23 protein-coding genes are annotated in these 25,512 nt (G+C 62.2%); 7 read left to right on the top strand and 16 right to left on the bottom strand.

The genetic code is table 11. The annotated features are described in order from the left end of the window. The 15 genes from P7C00_RS08930 to P7C00_RS08860 form a co-directional block, all read right to left on the bottom strand. Positions 1-738, bottom strand: a complete 738-nt coding sequence (locus tag P7C00_RS08930; RefSeq protein WP_102878847.1) for a cephalosporin hydroxylase family protein — start codon at positions 736-738, stop codon at positions 1-3. A 20-nt stretch (positions 739-758) separates the two neighbouring features. Then, positions 759-1,829: a class I SAM-dependent methyltransferase gene (locus tag P7C00_RS08925; RefSeq protein WP_404938708.1), complete on the bottom strand. Its 1,071-nt coding sequence runs from the start codon at positions 1,827-1,829 to the stop codon at positions 759-761. After that, positions 1,819-2,676, bottom strand: coding sequence for an NAD-dependent epimerase/dehydratase family protein (locus tag P7C00_RS08920; RefSeq protein ID WP_404939943.1), 858 nt, complete (start codon positions 2,674-2,676; stop codon positions 1,819-1,821). The genes P7C00_RS08925 and P7C00_RS08920 overlap by 11 nt, the downstream gene beginning before the upstream one ends. A gap of 5 nt (positions 2,677-2,681) precedes the next feature. Continuing rightward, on the bottom strand, positions 2,682-3,908 hold the full coding sequence (locus P7C00_RS08915) for a methyltransferase domain-containing protein (protein WP_404938706.1): 1,227 nt from the start codon (positions 3,906-3,908) through the stop codon (positions 2,682-2,684). Further along, positions 3,905-4,465: a dTDP-4-dehydrorhamnose 3,5-epimerase gene (locus P7C00_RS08910; RefSeq protein WP_346632005.1), complete on the bottom strand. Its 561-nt coding sequence runs from the start codon at positions 4,463-4,465 to the stop codon at positions 3,905-3,907. The genes P7C00_RS08915 and P7C00_RS08910 overlap by 4 nt, the downstream gene beginning before the upstream one ends. Continuing rightward, on the bottom strand, positions 4,462-5,544 hold the full coding sequence (gene rfbG, locus P7C00_RS08905; RefSeq protein WP_346632006.1) for a CDP-glucose 4,6-dehydratase: 1,083 nt from the start codon (positions 5,542-5,544) through the stop codon (positions 4,462-4,464). Before rfbG ends, P7C00_RS08910 begins: the two co-directional genes overlap by 4 nt. After that, positions 5,526-6,299 carry a glucose-1-phosphate cytidylyltransferase gene (rfbF, locus tag P7C00_RS08900; protein ID WP_346632007.1) on the bottom strand — a complete coding sequence of 258 codons (774 nt, stop codon included), beginning with the start codon at positions 6,297-6,299 and terminating at the stop codon, positions 5,526-5,528. The genes rfbG and rfbF overlap by 19 nt, the downstream gene beginning before the upstream one ends. 267 nt (positions 6,300-6,566) lie before the next feature. Continuing rightward, positions 6,567-10,139, bottom strand: a complete 3,573-nt coding sequence (locus tag P7C00_RS08895; RefSeq protein ID WP_404938704.1) for a glycosyltransferase — start codon at positions 10,137-10,139, stop codon at positions 6,567-6,569. A gap of 120 nt (positions 10,140-10,259) precedes the next feature. Further along, a complete protein-coding gene (locus P7C00_RS08890; RefSeq protein WP_346632009.1) occupies positions 10,260-11,828 on the bottom strand; it encodes a flagellar hook-associated protein 3 in 1,569 nt (522 codons plus the stop codon). Positions 11,829-11,841: 13 nt separating this feature from the next. Then, complete coding sequence (flgK, locus tag P7C00_RS08885) at positions 11,842-13,893, bottom strand: flagellar hook-associated protein FlgK (RefSeq protein WP_346632010.1); 2,052 nt, start codon at positions 13,891-13,893, stop codon at positions 11,842-11,844. 10 nt (positions 13,894-13,903) lie between these two features. Continuing rightward, the gene (gene flgJ, locus P7C00_RS08880) at positions 13,904-15,169 is read right to left on the bottom strand and encodes a flagellar assembly peptidoglycan hydrolase FlgJ (protein WP_346632011.1); all 1,266 of its coding nucleotides are present in this window, start codon (positions 15,167-15,169) and stop codon (positions 13,904-13,906) included. A gap of 10 nt (positions 15,170-15,179) precedes the next feature. Beyond that, entirely contained in the window at positions 15,180-16,289 is a 1,110-nt protein-coding gene (locus P7C00_RS08875) for a flagellar basal body P-ring protein FlgI (protein WP_123723934.1), read from the bottom strand. A 15-nt stretch (positions 16,290-16,304) separates the two neighbouring features. Beyond that, entirely contained in the window at positions 16,305-17,000 is a 696-nt protein-coding gene (gene flgH / locus P7C00_RS08870) for a flagellar basal body L-ring protein FlgH (protein WP_011059951.1), read from the bottom strand. A gap of 61 nt (positions 17,001-17,061) precedes the next feature. Continuing rightward, positions 17,062-17,847, bottom strand: a complete 786-nt coding sequence (flgG, locus tag P7C00_RS08865; RefSeq protein ID WP_102864053.1) for a flagellar basal-body rod protein FlgG — start codon at positions 17,845-17,847, stop codon at positions 17,062-17,064. 45 nt (positions 17,848-17,892) lie between these two features. After that, positions 17,893-18,633: a flagellar basal body rod protein FlgF gene (locus P7C00_RS08860; protein ID WP_102864054.1), complete on the bottom strand. Its 741-nt coding sequence runs from the start codon at positions 18,631-18,633 to the stop codon at positions 17,893-17,895. 333 nt (positions 18,634-18,966) lie between these two features. On the opposite strand from P7C00_RS08860, the gene P7C00_RS08855 reads away from it, so the two are divergent. Together P7C00_RS08855 and P7C00_RS08850 are read left to right on the top strand one after the other, a co-directional pair. Beyond that, complete coding sequence (locus P7C00_RS08855) at positions 18,967-19,833, top strand: hypothetical protein (RefSeq protein WP_346632012.1); 867 nt, start codon at positions 18,967-18,969, stop codon at positions 19,831-19,833. After that, positions 19,830-20,552, top strand: coding sequence for a TylF/MycF/NovP-related O-methyltransferase (locus P7C00_RS08850; protein WP_060838116.1), 723 nt, complete (start codon positions 19,830-19,832; stop codon positions 20,550-20,552). The genes P7C00_RS08855 and P7C00_RS08850 overlap by 4 nt, the downstream gene beginning before the upstream one ends. Positions 20,553-20,606: 54 nt before the next feature. Here the strand turns inward: P7C00_RS08850 and P7C00_RS08845 are convergent, their stop codons facing one another. Continuing rightward, positions 20,607-22,169 carry a sigma-54-dependent transcriptional regulator gene (locus P7C00_RS08845; RefSeq protein WP_123392028.1) on the bottom strand — a complete coding sequence of 521 codons (1,563 nt, stop codon included), beginning with the start codon at positions 22,167-22,169 and terminating at the stop codon, positions 20,607-20,609. 304 nt (positions 22,170-22,473) lie between these two features. Here P7C00_RS08845 and phhA point away from each other — a divergent pair, with 304 nt between their 5' ends. From phhA to P7C00_RS08820, 5 genes are all read left to right on the top strand, one after another. After that, positions 22,474-23,265 (top strand): phenylalanine 4-monooxygenase, encoded by a 792-nt coding sequence (gene phhA / locus P7C00_RS08840; protein WP_123723930.1) that lies wholly within the window; start codon positions 22,474-22,476, stop codon positions 23,263-23,265. Between the two features lie 69 nt (positions 23,266-23,334). Continuing rightward, on the top strand, positions 23,335-23,691 hold the full coding sequence (locus P7C00_RS08835) for a 4a-hydroxytetrahydrobiopterin dehydratase (protein ID WP_007930096.1): 357 nt from the start codon (positions 23,335-23,337) through the stop codon (positions 23,689-23,691). Next, positions 23,691-24,881, top strand: a complete 1,191-nt coding sequence (locus P7C00_RS08830) for an amino acid aminotransferase (protein WP_404938701.1) — start codon at positions 23,691-23,693, stop codon at positions 24,879-24,881. Before P7C00_RS08835 ends, P7C00_RS08830 begins: the two co-directional genes overlap by 1 nt. Before the next feature lie 202 nt (positions 24,882-25,083). Further along, on the top strand, positions 25,084-25,215 hold the full coding sequence (locus P7C00_RS08825) for a hypothetical protein (RefSeq protein WP_258009278.1): 132 nt from the start codon (positions 25,084-25,086) through the stop codon (positions 25,213-25,215). An 89-nt stretch (positions 25,216-25,304) separates the two neighbouring features. Continuing rightward, positions 25,305-25,487 carry a hypothetical protein gene (locus tag P7C00_RS08820; RefSeq protein WP_346632015.1) on the top strand — a complete coding sequence of 61 codons (183 nt, stop codon included), beginning with the start codon at positions 25,305-25,307 and terminating at the stop codon, positions 25,485-25,487. The last annotated feature ends 25 nt before the right edge of the window (positions 25,488-25,512 follow it).

Genomic DNA, 25,512 nt, shown 5'->3' with positions numbered 1-25,512 from the left:
TTAACGAACCCGACGCAGGTAACCGTCCGGCGCCACGGTGATCAGCAGCTTGTTCTGCATCTGATAGTCGATTTCAAAATCGCGGTTCTCCTCCAGATAGGCCCAGACCGCAGTTTTCGGGTTGTCACCCGGCCCCCAGGGACGATCCGGGAAGAAGCTTTCCGGCATGTCCTCAACCACGGTGTCCATGACCACGCAGTAGCTGTCCACCGACACCAGCGGCGCATACAGACGCAGCTCTTCGAGCACGTGCTCGTGGGTGTGGTTGGAGTCCAGGACCAGGATCACCTTCTTGCCGGCTGCGGCGGCCCGTACCTGCTCGGCGATGGCCGGATCGATGCTCGAACCCTCGATCATGCGGATACGCTTGCTCATCGGATGCTGCTCGATGGCTTCGCGGTTATGCGGACGGATATCCAGGTCGATGCCCAGCACTTCGCCATGGCCCTGCAACTCCAGCAGCGAGGCGTAGTAGATGATCGAGCCGCCGTGAGCGATACCGCATTCGATCACCAGGTCCGGCTTGACCTGCCAGATGATCTCCTGCATCGCCATCATGTCCTGGGGCAGCTGAATGATCGGCCGCCCCATCCAGGAAAAGTGATAGCTGTACTTGTGGGTCGCCGACTCGTTGAAAAAGTCACGGGCCAGGCCCTTGAGCTTCTCATCCTGGCCCTGGGCGCTGATCTGCGCCTGGCATTCTTGTTCAAAGGCTTGAATGACGTTGTGCTCGGTCATGTTCGGATCTCAATGGCAAATTAGCTGAACGAAGCGCTGTCGACGGCGTGATAGACATAACGGCCGTCGGTCATGCGCTTGATTTCTTCGAGGTAGTTGGAATTCATCACGAACAGGTTGGCGCCTGCCGGCAGTGCCTCCATGGCTTCTTGTGGCGATGACACACGCATGCCACTGAGCGGCAGGTACCGGCCCTGTTTGGCCGGGTTGATATCGACGACTTGATCCACCGCCACGCCGGCCCGTTGCAGGAACAGCGAATAGATCACGCCCTTGGACGAGGCGCCCCAAATCCCGGCCGCGGTGTGCGGCGCCGACTCGATGATGCGCTTGGCGCACTCGATGCTGGCGGTGAAATCCGCCGGCATCTGCAACGGCCGGCTCGGCGCCGGCAACGACGACTTCAAGCTGCCCAGGTCCGCCACCACGTACAGGTACTGGCCGCCGAACAGATGCCCGGCCTCATGCACGGTGCCGAACATGCGCTGCAGGTCTTCGAGGCGGAAGTAATTGACGTGCTCATAGAACACGTCGAACCAGGCGCGATGCTCGAGAATCCAGTCGAAACATGGCACCTCGATATAGATCTGCCCGCCCTGGTTGGCATCGGCAATCTCTGCCAGAAAGGCCAGCGGATCGGCAATATGCTCCAGCACATGACGCAGCACGATGGCCTCGGCAGCCAGCCCCAGGCCACGGGTGAAAGGCGCCTTGATCACCTCGGGGTTGGCCCCTTCGTAGGCCGGGTCGATGCCGGTGATGGCGTAGCCCTCGCTGCGCAGCAGTTCGAGGAAATAGCCCTTGCCGCAACCGACTTCGATCAGCTCGCGCCCCTTGAAGTGCCGGGCGATGATGCCCTCCACATCCATCAGGTGCTGCTGGAACTGCGCCGAATGGGCCTGTTCGTTCTGGTAGTCGCTGTCGTAACTGAGCTTGTCGGCATCGAAGGCCTGATTGAAGATCAGCCCGCTTTGCAGGTCCTGCACCAGCACGATGTCCGCAGCAGCCGAGGCGCGGGCACTCTGGGCATCGGCGAAGGTACGGTTCTGCAACACCGGCAAGTCGGCGACCCGATACAACTCATGCGCCATGTTCGGCTCCTGTTATTTGCTGCAAGCGTTGGTTCAAGCCCCAGAACGCCATGGGCTCGTAGTCCGGGTACGGGTAGTGCCCCAGGTTCAGGCGAATCGATGAACCGCGCTGGGCGATGCGCTGTTCCACCAGGGAACGCACGGCGATCGGCCGGCCACTGGAGCAATTGACCACACCGGAAAACGCCCGCTGGCGCAGCAGCGCCGCAAGGTAGCCGGCCGCTTCCTCGATGGCCAGGTAGTCCCGCAACTGCTCGCCGCCGGACATGTCGAACACCTCATCACCGGCGTCGATGGCCCGATCCAGAGCCGCCAGCAGGCTCTTGGGATTCTGTCCCGGACCATGCAGGTAGAACAGCCGCGCCCACTGCAAGCTGAAGGGCACGTGCTGCTGCAGGGCCTGGAGGAACAGGTGCAGGCTGTGCTTGGCCAGGCCGTAGGGATTGCCTGGGCAAGCCTCGGTCTGCTCTGTCAAAGGTCCGCTCTGCATGCCGTACTCGAAGCAGGTACCGGTGACCAGCACCTGGCCCACCCCCGCCTCGACCACCGCCTTGATAAAGCGATAGTCGGCCATCAGGTTGTGCTCCAGGTGAAACAGCGCCTGGTAGTTCGGCAATCCGGGCCAGGCCAGATGGGCCAAGGCGTCGACCCCGTCCACCAGGGCGGCGACATCCAGGTGCGGGTCATGCACATCCAGCGCGCGGAACTCCACAGCGTCGAACCAGGGCATCTGCCGCGCCTTGCCCAGATCACGGGCCAGCGCACGGACCCGGCAACCCCGGGCCAGCAAGGCTGCAACCAGATGCCGGCCGACAAAGCCGGTGGCGCCGGTGACCAGCACCTTCATGCCGTTCACAGCAGCTTCAACTCAGGCACGGCAATCACGAAACGCCCGCCCCATTGCCGCACCTGGGCCAGTTGCTCGCTGACTTCGCCCAACAGGTTCCACGGCAACACCAGCACATAGTCCGGTCGCTCCTGGTCGATGCGCTCGGGCGCCACCACCGGGATACGACTCCCCGGCAGGAACTTGCCCTGCTTGTGCGGGCTGGCGTCGGCGACCCAGGCCAGCAAGTCGGCCTTGATCCCCGCGTAATTGAGCAAGGTATTGCCCTTGGCTGCCGCGCCGTAGCCCACCACGCGCTTGCCTTCGGCCTTGGCCTGGAGCAGGAAGCGCAACAGCTCGTGCTTGATCCGCTCTGCCGCCGGCGCCAGGGTCTGGTAATACTCGGGCGTGTTCACCCCGGCGCGCTGCTCCAACAGTAACTGCTGCGCCACGCTGTCCTGCACTGGCCGACGCGAACCGTCGATACGCTGCACGAAGACCCGCAGCGAACCGCCATGGGTTGGCAGGGTCTGGACATCGAAGACTTCCAGGCCGTTGCGCTGGCACAAGCTCAGGACGGCGGTCAGCGACAGGTAGGAATAGTGCTCGTGGTACAGGGTGTCGAACTGCTGGCCGGCCATCAGGGTCAGCAATTGGGGAAATTCGAAAGTCGCCACCCCCGTCGGTTTGAGCAACGTCGCGAAACCGCAGAGAAAATCGTTGATGTCCGGCACATGGGCCAGCACGTTGTTGGCCGCCATCAGGTCCGCGGCCCAGCCCTCCTCCAGCAACTGCGCGGCAGTGCCACGGCCGAAGAACAGCTCGCGGATCTGCAAGCCCTTGGCCCGCGCCGCCTGGGCGGTGCTGCGAGTCGGCTCGACCCCGAGGCAGGGAATGTCACGCTGGGCCACGTACTGCAGCAGGTAGCCGTCGTTCGCCGCTACTTCCACTACTCGGCTGCGGGCGTCCAAGCCGAAACGCTCGACCATTTGCGCCACATAGTCCCGGGCGTGCTGCAGCCAAGTGCTGGAGAACGAACTGAAATAGGCATAGTCGGCGTCGAACAGGTGGTCGGCGCGGGTGTAGTCCTCGGTCTGCACCAGCCAGCATTGCTGGCACACCTGGACCTTGAGCGGCACCCACTGCTCGGCCTGATCCAGTTGCTCGGCACGCAGGTAAGCGTTGGATGGCGGTGAGGTGCCCAGGTCGATCAGAGGCAGGCTCAGGCATGCGCCACAACCGCGGCAATTCATAGTCTCACTCCAGCGAAGGCAGCATCGAGCAAGGGGTGGCTGGCATCCCGGTTCGACAGATTATTGACAGACAACGGCCAGTGGATCGCCAGTCGCGGGTCCAGCGCCGACAACCCGGCCTCGTGCTCGGGGGCGTAGTCGGCGCTGTGCAGGTAGAGCAGCTCGGCATCGTCGCTCAGGGCCTGGAAGCCATGGGCGAAACCCGCCGGCAGCAACAGGCTGCGCCCATCGCCGCCGCGCAGGTGCTCGGCATGCCAATGCAGAAAGGTCGGCGACTCGGGGCGCAGGTCCACCGCCACGTCCCAGACTTCACCCCGCAAGCAACTGATGAGTTTGGCTTCGGGCCGGGCAGCGGTCTGATAATGCAGGCCACGCACACTGCCCCGTTCGCGGGTGCAGGAGTGGTTGATCTGGCGAATATGGAAGGGCTGGCCAAAAGCGCTCAGGCTGCCCTCGCAGAACAACCGGGAGAAATGCCCGCGCTGATCCTCGAAGCGTTTGTGGCGCACCTCGAACAACCCGGCCATTGGCAGAGCCAGGACCTGAAACTCGCTCACAGCGCCCCCCGGTACAGGTTCAACTGCCCAAGGGTCACGGCACGCATGTCCGCACCGCCCTTCCAGGCCAAGTGCCAGTCCAGGGTTTGCACCAGACACTGTTGCAGCGTCCAACGGGGTTTCCAGCCCAGCAGCTGGCGCGCACGACTGCTGTCCAGGCGCAGCAGGCCGGCTTCGTGCAGCTCACTGGGCTCGATCCGCAGGCCCGGGGCCTCGGGCCAATGCCGGGCCAGCAGCTCCACCACTTCACCGACGCTGCACATGTCCTGCTCACCGGGCCCGAAGTTCCAGGCACCGGCGTATTGCGGGCCGTCCAGGTACAGGCCGGCCGCCAGTTGCAGGTAACCGGCCAGGGGCTCCAGGGCGTGTTGCCAGGGGCGTACCGCCTGGGGATAACGCAAGGTCACCGGCTCGTCGGCCGACCAGGCCTTGAGCACATCGGGAATCAACCGCTCGGGTGCAAAATCGCCACCGCCCAGCACGTTGCCGGCCCGGGCCGTGGCCAGGGCCAGGCCATGCTCGGCATAACGCTCGGCAGCAAAGAAGGATGAGGCATAGGACTGGGCCAGCAACTCGCAACAGGCCTTGCTGCTGCTGTAGGGATCGTGGCCGCCCAGGGCTTCGTTTTCCCGATAGGGCCACAGCCATTCCTGATTGGCGTAGACCTTGTCGGTGGTCACCAGGACACAGGCACGTACCCCACCGACCTGACGGATCGCTTCCAACAGGTTGAGGGTGCCCATGACGTTGCTTGAGTAGGTCCCCAGCGGATCGCGGTAGGCCTCGCGCACCAGGGGCTGGGCCGCCAGGTGCAGGACGATTTCCGGCTGCACCTGGGCGATCAGCTCCAGCAGACTGCCCAGGTCCCGCAGGTCGCCACGATGATCGTCGACGCCTTCGGCCACCCGGGCCAGTTCGAACAGGCTCGGCTCGGTCCCCGGGTCCAGGGCGAATCCGCTGACCTGGGCCCCCAGGCTTTGCAGCCACAGGCTCAGCCAACTGCCCTTGAAACCGGTATGCCCGGTCAGCAGGACACGCTTGCCACGCCAGAACTCCTGGCTCAGTCCCATTGCTTCCACGGGGCCTCCCCGCTTTGCCAGAGCTGTTCCAGATGATTCTTGTCCCGCAGGGTATCCATGGACTGCCAGAACCCCGAATGCTCGTAGGCGCTCAGTTGCTGATCCTTGGCCAGCTGGATCAGGGGCTCGGCCTCCCAGGTGGTGCTATCGCCATCAATGTAGGACAGCACTTTGGGCGACAACACGAAGAACCCGCCGTTGATCCAGCCACCGTCGCCACGGGGTTTCTCGGTGAAACCCAAGACCTGGTCGCCATCGCGATCCAGGGCGCCATAGCGGCCCGGGGGCTGTACGGCAGTGACGGTGGCCAGCTTGCCGTGGGACTTGTGGAAGTCCACCAGGGCACTGATATCCAGATCGGAGACGCCATCGCCATAGGTGAAGCAGAAGGCCTCGTCTTCCTGCAGGTAGCGCCCGGCCCGGCGCAACCGTCCGCCGGTCATGGTTTCCTCGCCGGTGTCGATCAGCGTCACGCTCCATGGCTCGCTGTAATTCTGATGCACGTCCATGCGGTTGTTGCGCATGTCGAAGGTCACATCCGAAGTGTGCAGGAAGTAGTTGGCGAAGAAGTCCTTGATTGCGTAGCCCTTGTAGCCCAGGCAAATCACGAAGTCATGAATCCCGTGGGCGGAATACTGCTTCATGATGTGCCAAAGAATTGGCTTGCCACCGATCTCGATCATGGGCTTGGGCTTGAGGTGGGACTCCTCGCTGATTCGCGTACCCAGTCCACCTGCCAGAATTACTGCCTTCATCGCTGTCCTCTTGCTCTTCGTGGGCCAGGCCAGCCCTTTCAGGACTGGCGCGGCGCCAGATGCAGATCATTCATCGCAACCAAAGGGTCCCTTGCACCGCGCCGCAGTGAAGGATTTATGGCGATTTGCTGAAGACTTGCAGGAAGTGCGCCAATTGCGTGCGCGGCGCCCGCAGGCGCCGCAGAAGGCAGCGAGAGCCCCCCCCCGAACAGAAGATTGCCCAAAACACCGGCCAGCGACGGTGGCAGTCGCCGGCCCGGGGATCGATCAGTCCGCCAACCATCCCCACAGCCAGTGCCGCAGGTTGTCGTCGCGCAGCATGAAGTCGCGATGCACCGCTTCTCGCAGCTCATCCCCCATGCGGTAGCTGGCTGCCGGGTCGGACAGGTGCATGCGGATCGCCTGCAACCATTCCTCGGTGCTGTTGCTGCGGACCTTGGTGCAGGGCAGGAAACCGCGATAGGCCTCGGTGTCGGTGCAGATCACCGGGTAACCGCAGGCACCGTATTCCAAGAGCCGCAGGTTGCTCTTGCAGTCGTTGAAGATATGAAACTCCAGCGGCGCCAGCGCCAGATCCAGATTCAGGCTGGCCAACTTGAACGGATAGCTCTGCAGGCTGGTGAGGGAGTGAAACTCGTGCACATAAGGACGCAAGTCATCAGGGCACATGCCGAAGAATACCCACTCGACCTCGTTGGCCAGCTCGCGTACCACCTCGGCAATGATTTCCAGGTCGCCGGTATGACTAGTGCCACCACCCCAGCCCACCCGCGGCTTGCTGGAGGTACCACGGCGACTGGTCAAACTGGCCCAGGGGTCCAGCGCCAGCATGTTGGGCACCACGCGAATGTCGCTGTGCATGCTCGACAGAGCATCGGCCAGGGGCTGGGTGGTCACCACCACGCGATCGCACAAGGCGATACCTTCGCGCAGCATCTGCTCGGTGTTCACCGGCTTGTTCCGAGCGTGGGTGTTTTTCTTCGGCGCGCTGACGATGTAGTCGTCGAGCTCGAAGACCCGCAGGGCACTGGAGTATTTTTTCATCCGCAGAATGTCGCTGGCCGCCCCTTCGCTGTAGCGGCACTGCAGGATGATGCTATCCGGTGACAGGCGCTCGATGTCCGCCGTGGACGGCGACTCGTAGGCCACCCGGGCAATCGCCCGCCCCGCCTCTTCCAGCGCCGTCAGGGGACCTGTCACCCGGTAATGTCCGACCGCAGAGCTGTTGACCGGCAAGCCGAGGATCAAGGGCAAGGCCCGACTGCAGAACGGATTCCAATTGTTGCGCAAGGAGGGCTCCAGACTGAAGCTGGAGTAGCCCAGGCTCAGGGCCGGGTTGTAGGCCGGATCGCGAGCGACCTTGGCCATCCACTGCTGATAGAAACGCTCTTGCTCGGCTTCACGGGCCAGCAGTTGCTCGCTGTCGTCACTGGCAGGCGACGCCGGCCGCAGCATCAGGGTGGCGTGAGGCGTCCAGACCACCAGATAACCGTTGCGGTCGACCCGCAGACACAGGTCGGTGGTACCCAGCTCGCCGGCGAAGGCTTGCTCATCCAGGCCGCCCAGGCTGTCGAAGACCTCCTTGCGCACCATCAGGCAATCACCACTGACCGCACTCCAGTTCTGCACCACCTGCAGCCGCTGCATGTAGCCCCGGGCATCCATGGCTTCGCCGACAAAGGGTGAGCTCGCAGGCCCGGCCATGCCCAGCACCTGGCCGGCATGGAGAATAGAGCCATCGGTAGCCAGAATCCGCGCGCCCACCACGCCCACCTCTGGACGCTGAGCCTGATTGAGCAACTCATCCAGCCAGTCGCCGCTACAGATCAGCGCCCCCGGATTGAGCAGCAACAGGTAGTCGCCACGAGCCTGGCTCGCCGCACTGTTGATCAGCGCAGCATGGCTGTGCGGACCGACATAAGGCAGGACCCGCAGCATTGCACCACCCAACTGAGCCATGGCCGTCAGCCAGTCGGCCATGGCCGGGTCGCGACTGCCGGCATCCACCAGCACAATTTCGTAGTGGTTGTAGGCCGTCTGCTCGATCAGGCTTTCAACACAGCGCTGCAGGGTCGCCAGGGAGTCGCCGCACGGCAGGATGATCGACACCAGCGGCCGGCTGCCATGCAGGTAGTCGATGCGGTTGAGCAGAGGCAAATCATCGTGAACAATCCGGTGCTCCACACCGATCCGCTGCAGATGCGCCGCCACCAGCCCCTCGCTGGCCTCGATCACCTGGGGCCGGGACAGCCACTGGGCGAAGCTGAACTCGGACTCCAGCTGGATATCGGCAATGTGCTCGATCGCCTGGGGCCCCGCCGCTTCCACCATCCGCCACAGCAGATCATGGGGCGCCAATTCGCCATGGAGCGGATCGAAGCCGCCCTCGGTCATGAAGCGCTCGCGGGAAAAAGCCAGGGCACGGCCGACATAGGGGTAGGAGCGCATCAGGTCGAGGTTGAAGTCAGGCTTGAACACCGGTTCCGACGACTCCCCCTCCACCAGCGCACCTTCATCGCTGTAGGCACAGAGCATGGCCGGGGTATTGGCGATGCGCTCGGCCAGGATCAGCAGCGCCGACTCCTGCAGACGGTCACCGGCCTGCAACAGATAGAACCAGTCGCAACCTTCCAACTGCGGGGCCAGCTCATTGAGCTGCTGTACCCAGTCGTCGCGCAGAGGCTGGTGCAGGACCCGCTCACGCATCGGCTCCTCGCCCGCCGACAACAGCAGCACTGCGGCAGGCGCGAACAGCTGGCCATCAATGCTGTCCAGAGTCCGGGCAAGCGCCTGGCCATCGCCCTCGAAGTCGAGAACCACCGGCACCAGCTGTACCCGCCGCGGCCAGCTGTCAATGCGCTGAGGCATCAGCCGCTGCTCCACCGCCGAGAACTTGCGTACCGACAGCCACTCGCGATAGAAATCCTCGTAACTGATGCTCTCGCCACCGACCCGGCCATCGACCACGGTACTGCGATTGCCCAGCACACGGGTCACGCACAGCTCCTGCCAGTTGCGCGGCTGCCCGGCCTCCCGAGCCATATCGACATACCGTACCCAGCCTGCCGCCGGCGCCGACTCGCCACTGCGGGCGGCCAGCATCTGCACCAGCCACTCCCACTCATTCTTGGCCAGCTTGAGCATTTCCGGGGTCGCGCTCAGGCGCCCCGAGTACAGGCGCTCGCAACTGAGCACCGTCACCAGCGCCGCGAGATTGCCACGGCGCATCAGGCAGATGAACAGAGCGAAATCCAGCAGCGCGACAAAACCTGCGCCCTCCTGGATCAATGCCGGCAGCAGCTCCAGCACATCGGCACGACGCATCAGGGCCGAACTGAAGTTGCCAAGGAAATTGCGTGGCGTGCTCTCGAAGATCGCCAGCATGTCCTCGCCCTTGAGCACGGCATCGTTGTAGGTGAAACGGCAGTTGTCGACCCGCGGCGGCAGGATGAAATTCCCGGCATCACTGAACACCCGCAGTGCACACACCAGATTGATATCCGGGTTGTCGATCAGTACCGGCGCCTGCAGGGCGATGCTGGGGGCAAACAGCCGATCGTCGTCGCACAACACCTTGATCAGTTCGCCGCGCGCCTCTTCAACGCAACGCAGAACGTTCTTCTGCAGCCCCAGGCGTTGCGGGTTGCGCAGGTAACGCACAGGGTGCGCAGGCTCGGCCACGGCTTCGACGATACGCTGGATCTGATCGTCGGCGCTGTCGTCGCAAATGACGATTTCCAGGGGCTGGTAAGTCTGGGCCAAGGCACTGTCGAGGGCCTGGCTGAAGAAACGCGGGTTGAAGGCGGGGATGACGATGCTGACTAGAGGGGCTGGGTTCACGGCTGGAAACTCTCGAGCGGCGAGCCCCGGCCAGAAGGACCAGGGCTGCAGGACCGCTTAAAAAGACGGCTGACGGCTCGACGGTCATGGCGCTCGAGCCGCAGCCCGAACGCCATGTTCTCAGACCTTGTTGAACAGGCCGAGCTGGGTGATTTTGCTGAAGGCCAACTGCGAGGCCTGCAACATGGTCTGTTGCAGGGTCAGGCGAGTCATGACTTCGGCCGGATCGGAATCACTGATGGCAGAACGGGTGGTGACGTTGGCTGCCGACAGACTTTCGTTGATTTCGTTCTGGGTAGCCAGAGCCGAACCACGACCACCGATGGAGCTGATGCCGATGGACAGCTGATCAACACCGCTGGCCAGGTTGGCCATCCCCGACGCGAGGTCGGCCAGCTGCTTCTGGGTCGCCAGGACGTTACCGTCGGTGGGTACGTTCAACGCGTTTTTCAACTGACTCACGGTGTCCAGGACGTTCTGGGTTTCGTGAGTGTTGACCGCCACGCTGAACTGATCGTTGGCGGCCGGCGAAGGAGCGCCCGTCAGGGTGAAGCTCACACCTGCCGCGGTGGCGATATTGCCCGGGCCTACCACACCCGAAGACACCGGTTTGCTGTCTGCCGTCAGCGGCGCGGCATACAGATCGAAGTTGGTGGCGCTGGTGAACTTGAGCACTGCAGAGCCACTCGGGAACGTCGAGTTGTAAGCCACCGGATCAGTCACGCTGGTGGCTGAGACCTGAGTCATGCTCGGGTTGCCCGGAGAACGCGCAACGTTGAAGGTGTCCGGCTTCGAGGCCAAGGTAAAACTATGCCCCGGCAGCACCGTGTTGGCGACATCGCCGGACTTGAGATTGATGTTCAGGTTCAGATCGACACCACGGAAACTCACGGTCTGGTTCGGCGAAGTGCCGACCACGCCGCCCTTGCTGGCCTCGGCAGTCACATCGTTGCCGCTGCCATCGAGGATCTTCAACTGAGTACCGCTGACGAACGACACGGTATAAGGCTCGCCAGCGCGGAACTGGCTGTTGTAGGTGCCGCTGTTGGTCATCTGGCCATTGGACAGGGAAACCCGTCCATCATCCACCGCCGGCGAGGTCATGGTGACCTGGCTACGACTGGTGTTGAGTGCCTGCTGGAACACATCCCAGCCAGTGCTGTTGGCAGCCATCATCATGGTGTCGCCCACCGGCAGCTTCAGGCTGCTCTGGTCACCGTTGTAGCTGTAGGTGCCATCGGAGTTGCGGCTGAACGGCGGAACGTCGTCCTTGGAACCACCGAAGAGATACTTGCCGTTTTCGTCCTGAGAGTTCATCAGGCTCAGCAGTTGCTCTTCGATCTGCCCCAGCTCGGAAGCATTGGCCTGCCGGTCAGCATCGGTGTAACCGGCACTGCCGGCGCCAGTGGCCAGTTGCTTGGCCCGGTCCAGGACGTTGTTGATGCTGGTCATCACCGACTCGGCCTGGCCCAGAGAAGCCTTGATCGAGTTGCTGTTGGCCTTGTACTGATCAAGCAGGGAGGCCTGCTGACCCAACTGCAGCAGGCGGGCAGCGCCCACCGGATCGTCGGCGGCGGTCTTGACCCGGACCAGGCTGCTGGACTCTTCGCCGCTCTTGATTGCGTTGGAAAAGTTCTTCTGATAATTGGCAGCCGAAGTCTCGTAAAACTGGGCGGTGGAAATGCGCATGGGCTACGACTCCTTAAAGGCTGTTGATCAGCGTGCTGAAGGTTTCCTGCGCAGCCTTGATGATCTGCGAAGACGCTGTGTAGTACTGCTGGAACTTGACCAGGTTGCCGGTCTCATCATCCAGGTTGACCCCGGACAGCGAGTCGCGGGCGCCCTTGGCGTTGGCCAGGATGGAACCGTTGGCAGCGCTGTCGAGCTTGGCCTGGCTGGCCTTGGCGCCGACGTTCTCGATCAGCTTGCCGTAGGCATCCACCAGGGTGATGCCCTTGCTCGCCGAACCGGTGTCAACGGTCTGCTTGGTCTGCAGACCCGACAGCGTCAGGCCGTTGCGGTTATCGGAAGAACCGGCGCCATTCACCGAAATGTTCATGTTGTCGCCGGCATTGGGCGAACCGGCAACGGTCATCTGCACCGTGAAGGTCTTGGTCACGGGTGGCGTGCCACCGTCGGTGATCGGGTTGCCGCTGGCATCGAGCATCTTGACCTGCAGGTTCAGGACATTGCTCTGCCCCGGCACGATAGAGCCGCTGCCCATCTTGACGCCCTTGGCGTCAAAGTAATCGTAGGTCTGGCTGCCGCCGGACGCCGCGTTGAACACCACCTTGACCGGGCCGGAGTTCTTCAGCGCCGTCTGCATCTCCAGCTTGCTGGCAGTGTTGTAGCTGTCGATCGGCACCGCCAGGGACGGCTGCGCAGAGATGCTCAGGGAGCTCTTGACCCCGGCACCAATCTCGGCCTTCAACGGCGCAGCCAAAGCCAGGCGCTTGGCGTCAGTCATTTCCGTCTGGATAGTGGCCGCCGCATTGCGGGTCGGGGTGATCTTGAAGCTGTCACCAGCGGCCACCGTGCCATTGAGGTTCAGCGAGAAACCGTCGATCACTGGCGCCGGGCTGGTCGTGGTGCTGAAGGTGCCCATGTCCTTGCCGTCGGAACGCTTGACGGTGTAATCCGTGGCACTGCTGAAGGTCACGGTGTAGTCACCGGTGCTCAGCTTGCCGGTGTCCTTGATGGTCACATCGAAGTTGCCCGAGCCTGCGCTGTTGGCGGCGCTGGCCATACTGCGCTGACTGATCATCCGCAGGCTGTTGATGTCGTTGAACAGGTTGCCGCCGAACTCACCGTTCTTGTCGATGCCCTGGGCCATCTGGCTGTTCATCTGGTCGGCAACCACCAGGGCCACGCGCCCCAGCTCGTTCATGGCCGGGTCCAGCACTTCACTGCGATAGCGCAACAGACCACCAATCTCGCCACCGGTGGTGACGTTGGTGATGTCCACGGTGCTGGTGCCGCGATTGAGCTGCAGCATGGAGCGCGTCGGGTCGTTCTTGCCCTGCACCACTTCCAGGGTGTTGGCGGAGTTGCCCATCACCAGCGGCTGGCCACTGCCCAGGTACAGGTCGAGGCTGGAGCCACGCTCCGACACCTGAACACCGATAAAGGTCGACAGCTGGCGTACGGTTTCGTTACGGGCGTCCAACAGGTCGTTGGGCATGCCGTTGCCGTTGGTCGACAGTTCGGAAATCTTCTGGTTGAGCTGGGCAACGGTATTGGCCAGCTTGTTGACCTGATCGGCCATGCTCGCCATGTTGCCGTTGATGTTGCTGTTCTGTTCGTTGAGCTGGCTGGACACCGAGTTGAAACGGTTGCTCAAGGCCTGGGTGTCGCTGAGCAGCAACTGCCGGGAGGCCTCATCGGTAGGCTTGGCGTTGAGGTTCTGCAGAGAAGCGAAGAACTTGGTCAGGGCGCCGTTCATGCCGGTGCCATTGTCCGACAGCAACTGGTCGATCGGGCTGATCTGGCCCTGGTAGGCCGCAACGTCACTGTTGAGGGACGTGGCAGTGCGCAACTGGGCATCGAGGAAGCTGTTGTACACCCGGCGTACGTCCGCCAGGGTGGTACCGGTGCCGATGAAGACATTGCCGAATTGAGCAGAGGCCTTGGTGCCCTGCACGGTCTGCTGGCGCGAGTACCCGGCGGTGTCGGCGTTGGCAATGTTGTTACCCGTAGTCACCAACGACGTTTGGCTGGCGGCCAGCCCCGACATCCCAATATTGAGCAAACTCATGATTCAGACCTTATAAATTCGTGGAAACGCCCGCCGCAGCGTAGTTCTGGTAGTTCTTCATCTGCTTGGCTATCTGCGAAATCTTGCTAGCGTAATCCGGGTCCGTTGCATACCCGGCTTTTTGCAACTCGCGAACAAACTGTTCTGGTTTATCGGCAACCTTCAGCACTTCTTGATAGCGATTATTGCTCTGCAGCAAGGTCACCAGATCGTGGAAGCTGTCCTGGTAGGAGTCATAGGAGCGGAACGCCGCCGTCTCCTTGACCATCTGCCCATCGCGGAACTCGCTGGTGATCGCTCGCGCCTGTGCGCCCTGCCAACTTTTGTTGGCCTTGATACCGAACAGGTTGTGACTGCTGCTGCCATCCTGCTGACGCATCACCGATTTACCCCAGCCCGTTTCCAGCGCGGCCTGGGCCACCAGGTAACGCGGATCGATACCGATGCGCTGGGCCGCCTGCTGCGCCATCGGCAACATGGTGGCGACAAAATCATCTGCGGAACTGAAGGCGCGCTTGGCCGGCGCCAACGGCGGCTGAGCCATGGCCCGGCCATACACGCGCATCTTGCCCTGGGACGCGGCGTAGCCCTGATTGACCCGCCACTCGCCACGCAGCACCGCATCGGCGGCTGCACTATTGCGGGCAGGCGCCAGGTTCTGGGTAGAGGCGTCAGCAGTCGCACCCGCCGATGGCACGATACCGGTCAACAGGCGATCGGTAAGCTTGCTCGGCAACGACAGGCGCCGCTGATTGAGCAACGCCATATCGTTATGCGACACCGTGCTGCGCAATGGGTCCTGGGCACGCGAGGCCCACATTGGGCGCTGGCCATTGACCCGACTCAGCGGCCCATCCTGGGCGGTGGTACCGGCGGCAATCGGGGTCGGAGTGGCCACCGGCGCCGCGGCCGTCAAGGCCGTGTGGGTCGCACCCGGTTGAGCCGGCTTGTTCTTCATCATCTGGCGCATCAGCACATTGGCCAGGCCGATACCACCCCCCTCGCGAGACAGGGACACTGCCAGCTGCTGATCGTACATGTCCTGATACTGCTTGGCGGCCGGGGTATTGAGCGGGTTGTCCTGACCAATGACATCGGTGGCCTTGCGCATGGACTTGAGCATTTCATTGAGGAACAGCGACTCGAACTCCTGCGCCACCTTGCGCACGTTGGCTTCGCCGTTCTTGTCACCAACCTTGAGTTGCTGCAGGCGATTGAGGTCGGAATAGGACCCGGAATCGCCACTGCCGATCAATCCACTCTTACGTATATCCATGGCCGTCACCTCAAATCACGATCAGGTCGGCTTGCAAGGCGCCGGCCTGTTTCAAGGCTTCGAGAATCGCCATCAGGTCGCCTGGAGCGGCTCCCACCTGGTTCACCGCACGGACGATCTCGTCCAGGGTGGTGCCCGGGCCGAATTTGAACATCGGCTTGGCTTCCTGCTGGGCATTGACCCGCGAACGGGGAACTACTGCAGTCTGGCCGTTGGAGAGCGGACCGGGCTGGCTGACGATCGGGTCTTCGGTGATGGTCACGGTCAGGCTGCCGTGGGTCACCGCTGCCGGCGACACCTTGACGTTCTGGCCAATGACGATGGTGCCGGTACGGGAGTTGATGATGACCTTGGCCACCGCCTGCCCCGGATCGATTTCCAGGTTCTCCAGGATCGACAGGTAGTCCACGCGCTGGCTTGGGTCCAGAGGCGCGGTGACCCGGATCGAACCGCCATCGATGGCCTGGGCCACACCCGGACCGAGCATGTCGTTGATCTTGTCGACAATGCGCTTGGCAGTGGTGAAGTCCGAACGGTTAAGGTTCAGGGTCAGGCTGTTGCCCTGGTTGAAACCGCTGGGTACGGCGCGCTCCACCGAAGCACCACCGGGAATGCGCCCGGCAGACGGTACGTTGACAGTAATCTTCGAGCCGTCACGCCCCTCGGCATCGAAACCGCCCACCACCAGGTTGCCCTGGGCAATGGCGTAGACGTTGCCGTCGATACCCTTGAGCGGGGTCAGTAGCAGGGTGCCGCCACGCAGGCTCTTGGAGTTACCGATGGACGAAACGGTGATATCCACCTGCTGACCCGGCTTGGCGAAAGCTGGCAGATCGGCACTGATGGACACTGCAGCGACGTTCTTCAACTGCACGTTGCCGGAACCGGCCGGCACCTTGATGCCGAACTGCGACAGCATGTTGTTGAAGGTCTGCAGAGTGAACGGGGTCTGGGTCGTCTGGTCGCCGGTGCCGTTAAGCCCGACCACCAGGCCGTAACCGATCAACTGGTTGGAACGCACGCCGGAAATACTGGCGATGTCCTTCAACCGCTCGGCCTGAACGCCGAGGGAAGTGGACAGCAACAAGGCCGCCGCCATCAGGTGCTTGAAGTTGAACATGAGGCTTCTCATCACCTAGAAAGGGAACAGCGGACTGAGGAAGAAACGATCGAACCAGCCAGGCTGGTTGGCATCGGCAAACGAGCCGGTGCCCGAATAGGTAATGCGTGCATCTGCCACTCGGGTCGAAGACACGGTGTTATCCGTGGCGATATCGTCCGCCCGCACCAGACCTGCAATCCGCACCAGCTCATCGCCAGTGTTGAGGGTCATCCACTTCTCGCCGCGCACCGCGATGATGCCGTTGGGCAGTACATCGGCCACGGTAACCGTGATCGAACCGGTCAGGCTGTTGCTCTGCGCGGCCTTGCTGTCGCCCTTGGTGGCGCGATTGCCGCTGTAGCCGGCATTGAGGGTCAGGTCGCCATCGCCCAACGGGTTGTTGGTGTTGGGTACGGCACCAAACAGCGAGGTCAGGCCGATGCTGTTGGAGCTGGTCTTGGTCAGGGCCGAGTTGGCACCCTTACTGGCGTTGGTCCGCTCGTTCAGGGTGATGGTGATGATGTCACCGACCCGGAACGCCTTGCGGTCGCTGTAGAGGTTCTGCTCGAAGCCGGCCTGATAGATCGAACCGTTGTTGGACGCGGAAGGCAGCGGCGTGCGCGGCAACACCGGTGCGTAGTAAGGGTCATTGGGCTTGGGCGGCGGGGCAACACAGCCCGCGAGCACGGCACTCCCACTCAGCGCTAGAACACAAATAAACCGATTCATGACCCTTCCTCACGATGTTGCCGGTGCGCCACTTCAGACCCGTGGCGACCTCAAGACTTGATTACAGCTTCTGCGTTATGAACGAGAGCATCTGGTCCGCGGTGGAGATCACCTTGGAGTTCATCTCGTAGGCACGCTGGGTGGTGATCATGTTGACCATCTCCTCAACGGTGCTGACGTTGGACGCTTCCAGGGTGTTCTGCAGTGTGGTGCCGAAGCCGTTGAGGCCCGGGGTACCGATTTGCGGCGCGCCGCTGGCGGCGGTTTCCAGGAACAGGTTGTTGCCCTGGGACTGCAGGCCCGCCGGGTTGATGAAGTCGGCGGTTTGCAGGTTGCCGATCACCTGGGAAGCCGGGTTGCCGGCGATGGTGATGGATACGGTGCCGTCCTGACCCACGGTGAAGGTCTGCGCGTCGTTGGGCACGACCACCGCAGGCTCCAGGGCGAAACCGCTGGCGGTGACGATCTGGCCGTCGGAGTTGAGGTGGAAAGTACCGTCACGGGTATAGGCCGTGGTGCCATCGGGCTGCAGGATCTGGAAGAAGCCACGGCCATTGATGGCCAGGTCCAGAGGCTGTTCGGTGGTCTGCAGGCTGCCGGCAGTGAAGTTCTTCTGCGTACCGACGATGCGCACACCGGTACCGACCTGCAGGCCGGTTGGCAGTTCGCTGTCCTGAGTCGACTGAGCACCGGGCTGACGCTTGATCTGGTACAGCAGGTCCTGGAACTCGGCGCGATCACGTTTGAAACCCGTGGTCGAGACGTTCGCCAGGTTGTTGGAAATAACACTCAGGTTGGTGTCCTGGGCGGACAGACCGGTTTTGGCAACCCATAGAGCCGGAAGCATTCGATTCTCCTCTCGCGCCTGTTTTACGGCGCTAGATACTGGTAATTAGCTGATCTGCAAGACCCGAGCCATGGCCTGGTCGTCTTCTTTGGCGCTGTTCATCATCTTGACGTGCAATTCGAACTGGCGGGACAAGGCCAGCACCGCGGTCATTTCTTCCACGGCATTGACGTTGCTCGACTCCAGGAAGCCCGACACCAGCTGCACATTGGCATCGGCAGGCGCCGGCTGGCCGTCCTTGGTCTTGATCGACCCGTCCAGCCCCTTGGTCAGGTTCTTGATATCCGGATTGACCAGCTTGATGCGATCGACCTCAGCCATGACCCGCGGACCTTCACCCATGGCACGAATGCTGATGGTGCCGTCCTGGCCGACTTCGATCTTCTGCTCGGGCGGCACGGCGATAGGACCGCCATTGCCCATGACCGGCATGCCGTTGCCGGCACGCAGCACGCCCAGCGCATCGACATTCAAGCTGCCGGTGCGCACATAGCTTTCGCTGCCATCCGGGCTCTGTACGGCGATCCAGCCTTTGCCGCTGACGGCCACGTCCAGGTCACGACCGGTCTCCACCATGGAGCCGGGAGTAAAATCCGTTGCTGGCCGTTCGCCCATGGCAAAGGCCCGCGCCGGAAAACTGTCACCAAACACCGGCATCGCGCGCGCCTGCTCCAGGTCGCGCTGAAAACCGTTGGTGGAGATGTTCGCCAGATTGTTGGCATGAGCCTTTTGCGCCAGAGCATTCTGGCTGGCGCCGGTCATTGCCACATAAAGGTACTTGTCCACAATCGTTCCTCATCTGCCGGACGTTTGCCGCCCCACACTGTACTGAGCATGGCGCAAGCAATTTCTACACCAACTTTCACTGACAGCAACGCTCCCCATGCGGGCCGGGGCTTTGCCGCGAGCAACGGGATTTTCAGGGCGGAACGAGAGACGAAAAAACGGCGGACTTATGCCGCTAACGGCAAGCATCGGTCGCATGACGCGGATCAGACCCGCCCTCCGGGCCGGAGACTTTGTGAACAGATCTTGCAAGGCACAGTGACTGGCTATCGCGACTTCAGTTTGCGGGGGGGTGGCCGACACCTAAGCCAGTGACTGCCAAGGAGAACCACTTTGAACCTGTACCTCAATCAGCTGCGCAAGACAGCTGACTTCAAGGACGCCATCTATTCCGGGGATATCTTCCTGGACACCGACCTGGCCACCGCAAAAGACCTCTGCGGGTTCGCCAAGGAAAGCATCACCGCGGCGTTTGATGGTGAAACCAACCACCAGGCTTTGCACACGATGATGCCGGTGGAAGAGTTCGTCAGCCGGGTTACCCGACTCAAGGGCCAGTTCACCAACAGCCAGCGCGTCAAGGATCTGATCCTTGGCTTCATTCACGAGATCGGCATCGATCCTCGGGACTACATTTTCGACGTACCGCGCCTGCGGGTCGTGCCCAACTACGACTACCTGCACGCCGGCGTCAGCTACGCCTACAAACCCCATCGCGACAGCTGGTACGGCAGCGTGGACTGCCAGATCAACACCTGGATGCCGGTCTACACCATCACCCCGGACCAGACCATGATGATCAACCCCAGCTACTTCGAGAAGCCGGTGGCCAACACCTCGAAAGACTGGAGCCTGAAGGACTGGATCAGCAACCAGCGGCACAAGGCCAAGGACAACCTGACCGAAGAAGTGCGGGTCCACCCGGTGCCCGTGGAGGCGATCGACGACAGCTCCGAGCTGCGCATCGCCGGCAACTCCGGTGAGATGCTGGTGTTCTCCGGCTCGCACCTGCACGGCACCGTCCCCAACCGCACTGACCGCACCCGCTTCAGCGTGGACTTCCGCCTGATGCACCTCGAAGACCTGAAACACAACCGCGGAGCCCCCAACGTCGACAGCGCCTGCCCTGACGTCGGCTCCGGCTTCAAAGACTACTTCCACGCCCACGACTTCTCGAATTTCCAAGGATTCAAGCCATGACCAAACGTCGCCTTACCCCCGCCGAAGCCGAATACAACGAAACCCGCGCCGGCGTACTCAAGCGGGTCGACGCCGAGTACGTTGCCGACGCGCCCTTCGTCTTCGCCAACCGCATCAACGTCACCGCCGCGCTGTCGCGCATGGAGCTGTTCAAGAAGGTCATGGATGTACCAGGGGCGATCATCGAGTGCGGCGTGTACAAGGGCAACTCGCTGATGCTCTACATGCACCTGTCGATGATCCTCGAGCCCTATGCCATCAACCGCTCCATCGTCGGCTTCGACACCTTCGAAGGCTTCACCAGCATCAACAAGGACGAGGACCCGGCCGACATCAACGAAAGCATGTTCTCCGACACCGACCAGTCGCTGATCCAGGACATGATCGATGCCAACGACCTGCTGCGTCCGGTGAACCGCATCCCGCGCTGCGAGCTGGTCAAGGGCGACATCTGCAAGACCGTGCCGGAATTCGTCAAGTCGCGCCCGGACCTGGTGGTGGCCATGCTGATCCTCGACACCGACCTGTACGAACCGACCAAGGTCGCCCTGGAAACCTTCCTGCCATACATGCCCAAGGGCGCCATCGTGGTCCTCGACGAAGTCGCCTACCGCAACTTCCCGGGCGAAACCAAGGCCCTGCGCGAAGTGTTCGACATGAACAAGATCGAACTCAAGCGCCTGCCTTTTGACTCCTGTGTCGGCTACTTCCATATCTGAAGACCGCCAGTCCCGAGCCAAACGAAAAGCCCCGCTTCATAAGCGGGGCTTTTTTCATTCCGGCGATTCCTTTCCGACCTCGTACTGCCGCAGCTTGTTGGCGATGGTGGTATGGGAAACCCCCAGGCGCTTGCCCAACTGCCGACTGCTGGGATGCTCGGCATAAAGGCTTTCCAACACGGCCTTTTCGAAGCGCCCGACAATCTGCTCCAGGCCGCCCTCCAGGGAAAAATCCCCCAGCGGCTGGCGGGCGCCATAGTCCGGCAGACGGATATGCTCGGCCTTGACCGTGCCGCCATCACACAGCGAGACCGCCTGAAACAGTACGTTCTCCAACTGCCGGACATTGCCCGGCCAGTGGTAGTGGCTGAGGCGCTCCATGGCCGCCGGAGCCAGCCGCGGCAGCGGACAACCGATCTGGCGACTGGCCTGATCGAGAAAGTGCTCCACCAGGGGCGTCAAACCGTCGAGGCATTCGCGCAGTGGCGGAATATGCAGGGACAGCACGTTGAGTCGGTGGTACAGGTCCTGGCGAAACTCGCCCCGTGCGCACAACTCGGACAGATCCACCTGAGTCGCGCAGATCACCCGCACATCCAGGTATACCTCCTCGTCACTGCCGACACGGCGGAAGCAGCCATCCTGGAGGAAGCGCAGCAACTTGACCTGTAGGCGCGGGCTCATCTCGCCCACACCATCGAGAAACAGGGTGCCACCGGCCGTCAGCTCCAGCAGCCCGAGCTTGCCCTCGGCCCGAGCCCCTTCAAAGGCCCCGGGGCCATAGCCGAACAGCTCGGTCTCGGCCATGGATTCTGGCAGCCCGGCGCAGTTGAGGGCCATCAGCGGCGACTGGCCCCGAGGGCTGGCCAGGTGGCAGGCGCGGGCCAGCAACTCCTTGCCGGTGCCGGTCTCGCCTTCGATCAGCAGCGGCGCATCCAGTGGCGCCATGCGTCGGGCTTCCCGCACCACCGCCGCCATGACTTTCGAGCTCTGGAAAATACTGTCAAAGCCCCGCAGTTCCTGCTTGCGCACATTGTAGATACGCTCCCCTACCCGATCCGCCCGGTGCAGGGTCAATACCGCGCCGGCCATGGCTTCGCTGTCATCGTGTTCCGATTGCAGCGGGGCGATATCCGCCAGGAACACGTCGCCCTTGACCTTGACCCGCAGCCCGTTGATCCGCGACTGGTTGGCCCGTACCAGCTCCGGCAAATCGAAATCCTCGGCGTAGCGTGACAGTGGAATCCCCGGCACCTCATCCACCCGCACGCCCAGCAACTGCGCCGCCGCCCGGTTCGCGGCCACAATGGAGCCGCCCATATCGATGGACAGCACCGGGAACTCCAGGGCCCCCAGCAGCGCATTGAGCTCCATGTGCCGACGCTCGCTGGGCATCAGCCCGACCCTTTTGACGCCAAACACCCCGGCGATGGATTCGAACTTGGGGCGCAACGCCTGGAACTGCAGGTTGATGAGGTTCGGGCAGTGCAGATAGATGGCATTGCCATGCTCGCCACCTACCTCGCCCCGAGCCACGTTGATCCCGTATTCCACCAGCAGATTGAGGATGTCCCGCAGTATGCCGATGCGGTTCTGGCAGTGAACTTTGATACGCATGAAGAAAGCCCCGAAGCGGATAATGGAGGGCATAAACGCCGAAAGCCGACGCTTTTGACGCCGGCATTTGCAAACTTTCTGCGGGATGGCACAGATAATCGTCAAGATTATGTGACAGCAAAGGGCTTTTTCAAACCGGAAACCCACAATACTTGGGAGCCCCAGGCAAAATCGTAACGATTAGTTTACAAAATGACGCTCTACGCCCCTCCGCCACCGGCGGCCAACTGCTGCAAAGCGTCGCACCCTGGGGTATCACTGGGGTCACACATAACAAGAACGCATCCCCTGGCAGGAGAGCAGCATGAAGCAGACGCAGTACGTGGCCCGCGAGCCCGACGCGCAAGGTTTTATCGACTATCCACCCGAAGAACACGCGGTGTGGAACACCCTGATCACGCGCCAGTTGAAAGTGATCGAGGGCCGCGCGTGCCAGGAGTACCTGGACGGCATCGACAAGCTCGGCCTGCCCCACGACCGCATTCCGCAGCTGAGCGAAATCAACAAGGTCCTCGGCGAAACCACGGGCTGGCAAGTGGCCCGGGTGCCGGCACTGATTCCTTTCCAGACCTTTTTCGAACTGCTGGCCAGCAAGCGCTTTCCAGTGGCGACCTTCATTCGTACCCGCGAAGAACTGGACTACCTGCAGGAACCGGACATCTTCCACGAGATCTTCGGCCACTGCCCGCTGCTGACCAATCCCTGGTTCGCCGAATTCACCCACACCTACGGCAAGCTCGGCCTGCAAGCCACCAAGGAGGAGCGTGTCTATCTGGCGCGCCTGTACTGGATGACCATTGAGTTCGGCCTGGTGGACACACCGACCGGACGGCGCATCTACGGCGGTGGCATCCTCTCCTCGCCCAAGGAAACCGTGTACAGCCTGTCCGAAGAGCCGGAGCACCAAGCCTTCGACCCGCTGGAAGCCATGCGCACGCCTTATCGCATCGACATCCTGCAACCCATCTACTTCGCCCTGCCCAACCTCAAGCGCCTGTTCGACCTGGCCCATGAAGACATCATGGCCCTGGTTCATCAAGGCATGCAGTTGGGTCTGCACGCACCCAAGTTCCCGCCAAAACCCAAGGCGGCCTGAGCAGCCCGCCCTCGCGGGCGGCTGCGAAAGATAGTAACTTCCAACAAGAATCGAACTCAGGAACACACCATGACCGCTCTGAACCAAGCCCATTGCGAAGCCTGCCGCGCCGATGCCCCTCAGGTCAGCGACGAAGAACTGCCGGTACTGATCAAGCAGATCCCCGACTGGAACATCGAAGTTCGCGACGGCGTGATGCAACTGGAAAAAGTCTTCCTGTTCAAGAATTTCAAATTCGCCCTGGCCTTCACCAATGCCATGGGCGAGATCTCCGAGGCCGAAGGCCATCACCCAGGCCTGCTCACCGAATGGGGCAAGGTCACCGTGACATGGTGGAGCCACTCGATCAAGGGCCTGCACCGTAACGACTTCATCATGGCGGCCCGCACCGACGAAGTGGCCAAGACCGCAGAGGGACGCAAGTAATGCATTTCGATGCCATCGGCCGCGTACCCGGCGATCCGATTCTCGGCCTGATGGAGGCCTACGCCAACGATCCCAACCCGCGCAAGTTCGACCTCGGCGTGGGGGTCTACAAGGACGCCCAGGGCCTGACGCCGATCCCGCAATCGGTGAAGCTGGCGGAGCAGCGCCTGGTAGACCGCCAGACCACCAAGACCTACATCGGCGGCCACGGCGACGCGGCCTTCGGCAAGGTGATCAATGAACTGGTACTGGGCAGCGATTCGACACTCATCGCCGAACAGCGCGCCGGCGCTACCCAGACGCCGGGCGGCACCGGAGCCCTGCGCCTGAGCGCCGACTTCATCGCCCAGTGCCTGCCGGGCCGCGGCGTTTGGTTGAGCAACCCGACCTGGCCGATCCACGAAACCATCTTCGCCGCAGCCGGGGTCAAGGTCAGTCACTACCCCTACGTGGGCAGCGACAACCGCCTGGACGTCGAGGCCATGCTGGACACCCTGAACCGGGTGCCCGAGGGCGACGTGGTGCTGCTGCACGCCTGCTGCCACAACCCCACCGGTTTCGACCTCAGCCAGGCCGACTGGCAACGGGTGCTGGAGGTGGTTCGCAAGCGCAACCTGCTGCCGCTGATCGACTTCGCCTACCAGGGCTTTGGCGACGGCCTGGAACAGGATGCCTGGTCAGTGCGGTTGTTCGCCGCCGAACTGCCGGAAGTGCTGATCACCAGCTCCTGCTCGAAGAACTTCGGCCTGTACCGCGATCGTACCGGGGCCCTGATTGTCTGTACCCGGGATGCGGAAAAGCTCCTGGACGTGCGCAGTCAACTGGCCCATATCGCCCGTAACCTGTGGTCCACGCCACCGGATCACGGGGCCGCAGTGGTCGCCACCATCCTCGGCGACCCGGAGCTGAAAAGCCTCTGGGCCGACGAAGTGGAAGCCATGCGCCAGCGCATCGCCCAACTGCGCGCCGGCTTGCTGGAAGCCTTGCAGCCCTACGGCCTGGCCGAGCGCTTCGCCCACATCGGCGTGCAACGCGGCATGTTCTCCTACACCGGCCTGAGCCCGTCTCAGGTCAAGGAACTGCGTGAACACCACAGCGTGTACATGGTCAGTTCCGGCCGGGCCAACGTCGCCGGAATCGACGCTTCGCGCCTGAGCCTGTTGGCCGAGGCGATCGCTCGGGTCGTCTAAAAGCAGAGCGCGTGCTTGCCGGCGCGGGTGGCCTTGAGGGTGCCTTCGCCGACAAGCCGGTTCCTGCTGCGGCGTTGCCCTTTCATCCCAAAATCGCGATAAAAATCTTTTTGTCATTTCCAGTGCTGTATCCTGCCCAGGCTTTTTAAAAGCGCGGACCTACCCAGCGATTTAAAAAACAGACTTTGCGAGGAGCAACGACATGCATGAGATTCCGAATCTCCCCTTCCCAAGCCTGCACGAAACTGAGCAGACAACCACGCCACAAGCCAGTGCTGAAAAGCCTGTAGTGCAAGAAGCCGCCGACAGCCGCAAGGCCGACAGCGAAGACTGAAAAAGAGCTGTAACCAGACCGTGTGGAAAGCGCTACTCAAGCGCTTTCCACACCGCCTGAATCCTCACCCCCCGAGCCTCTGCCGAACCATGACCGACTCCTTCAGCGAAACCCAGGCCAGCGTACTGATGGGTACTGCGGAAAAAATGATCGAGGTCTGGAATCGCCTCAGTCCGGAAAAACAGGCCGCCCTGCTGGCCCGTTTTGGCACCCAGGAAAACGCCCTGGCCGCCCTGGTCACCACCCATCTGCTGAACGCCAAAGACGCCTGATTCAATCCATCAATCAGGAAAGTTC

Origin of the sequence: Pseudomonas sp. JDS08PS003 (assembly GCF_045013505.1) — a bacterium.
Classification (GTDB): domain Bacteria; phylum Pseudomonadota; class Gammaproteobacteria; order Pseudomonadales; family Pseudomonadaceae; genus Aquipseudomonas; species Aquipseudomonas protegens_B.
Note: the sequence above shows the minus strand (reverse complement) of the source record. Positions and strands in the feature narration are given on the sequence as shown.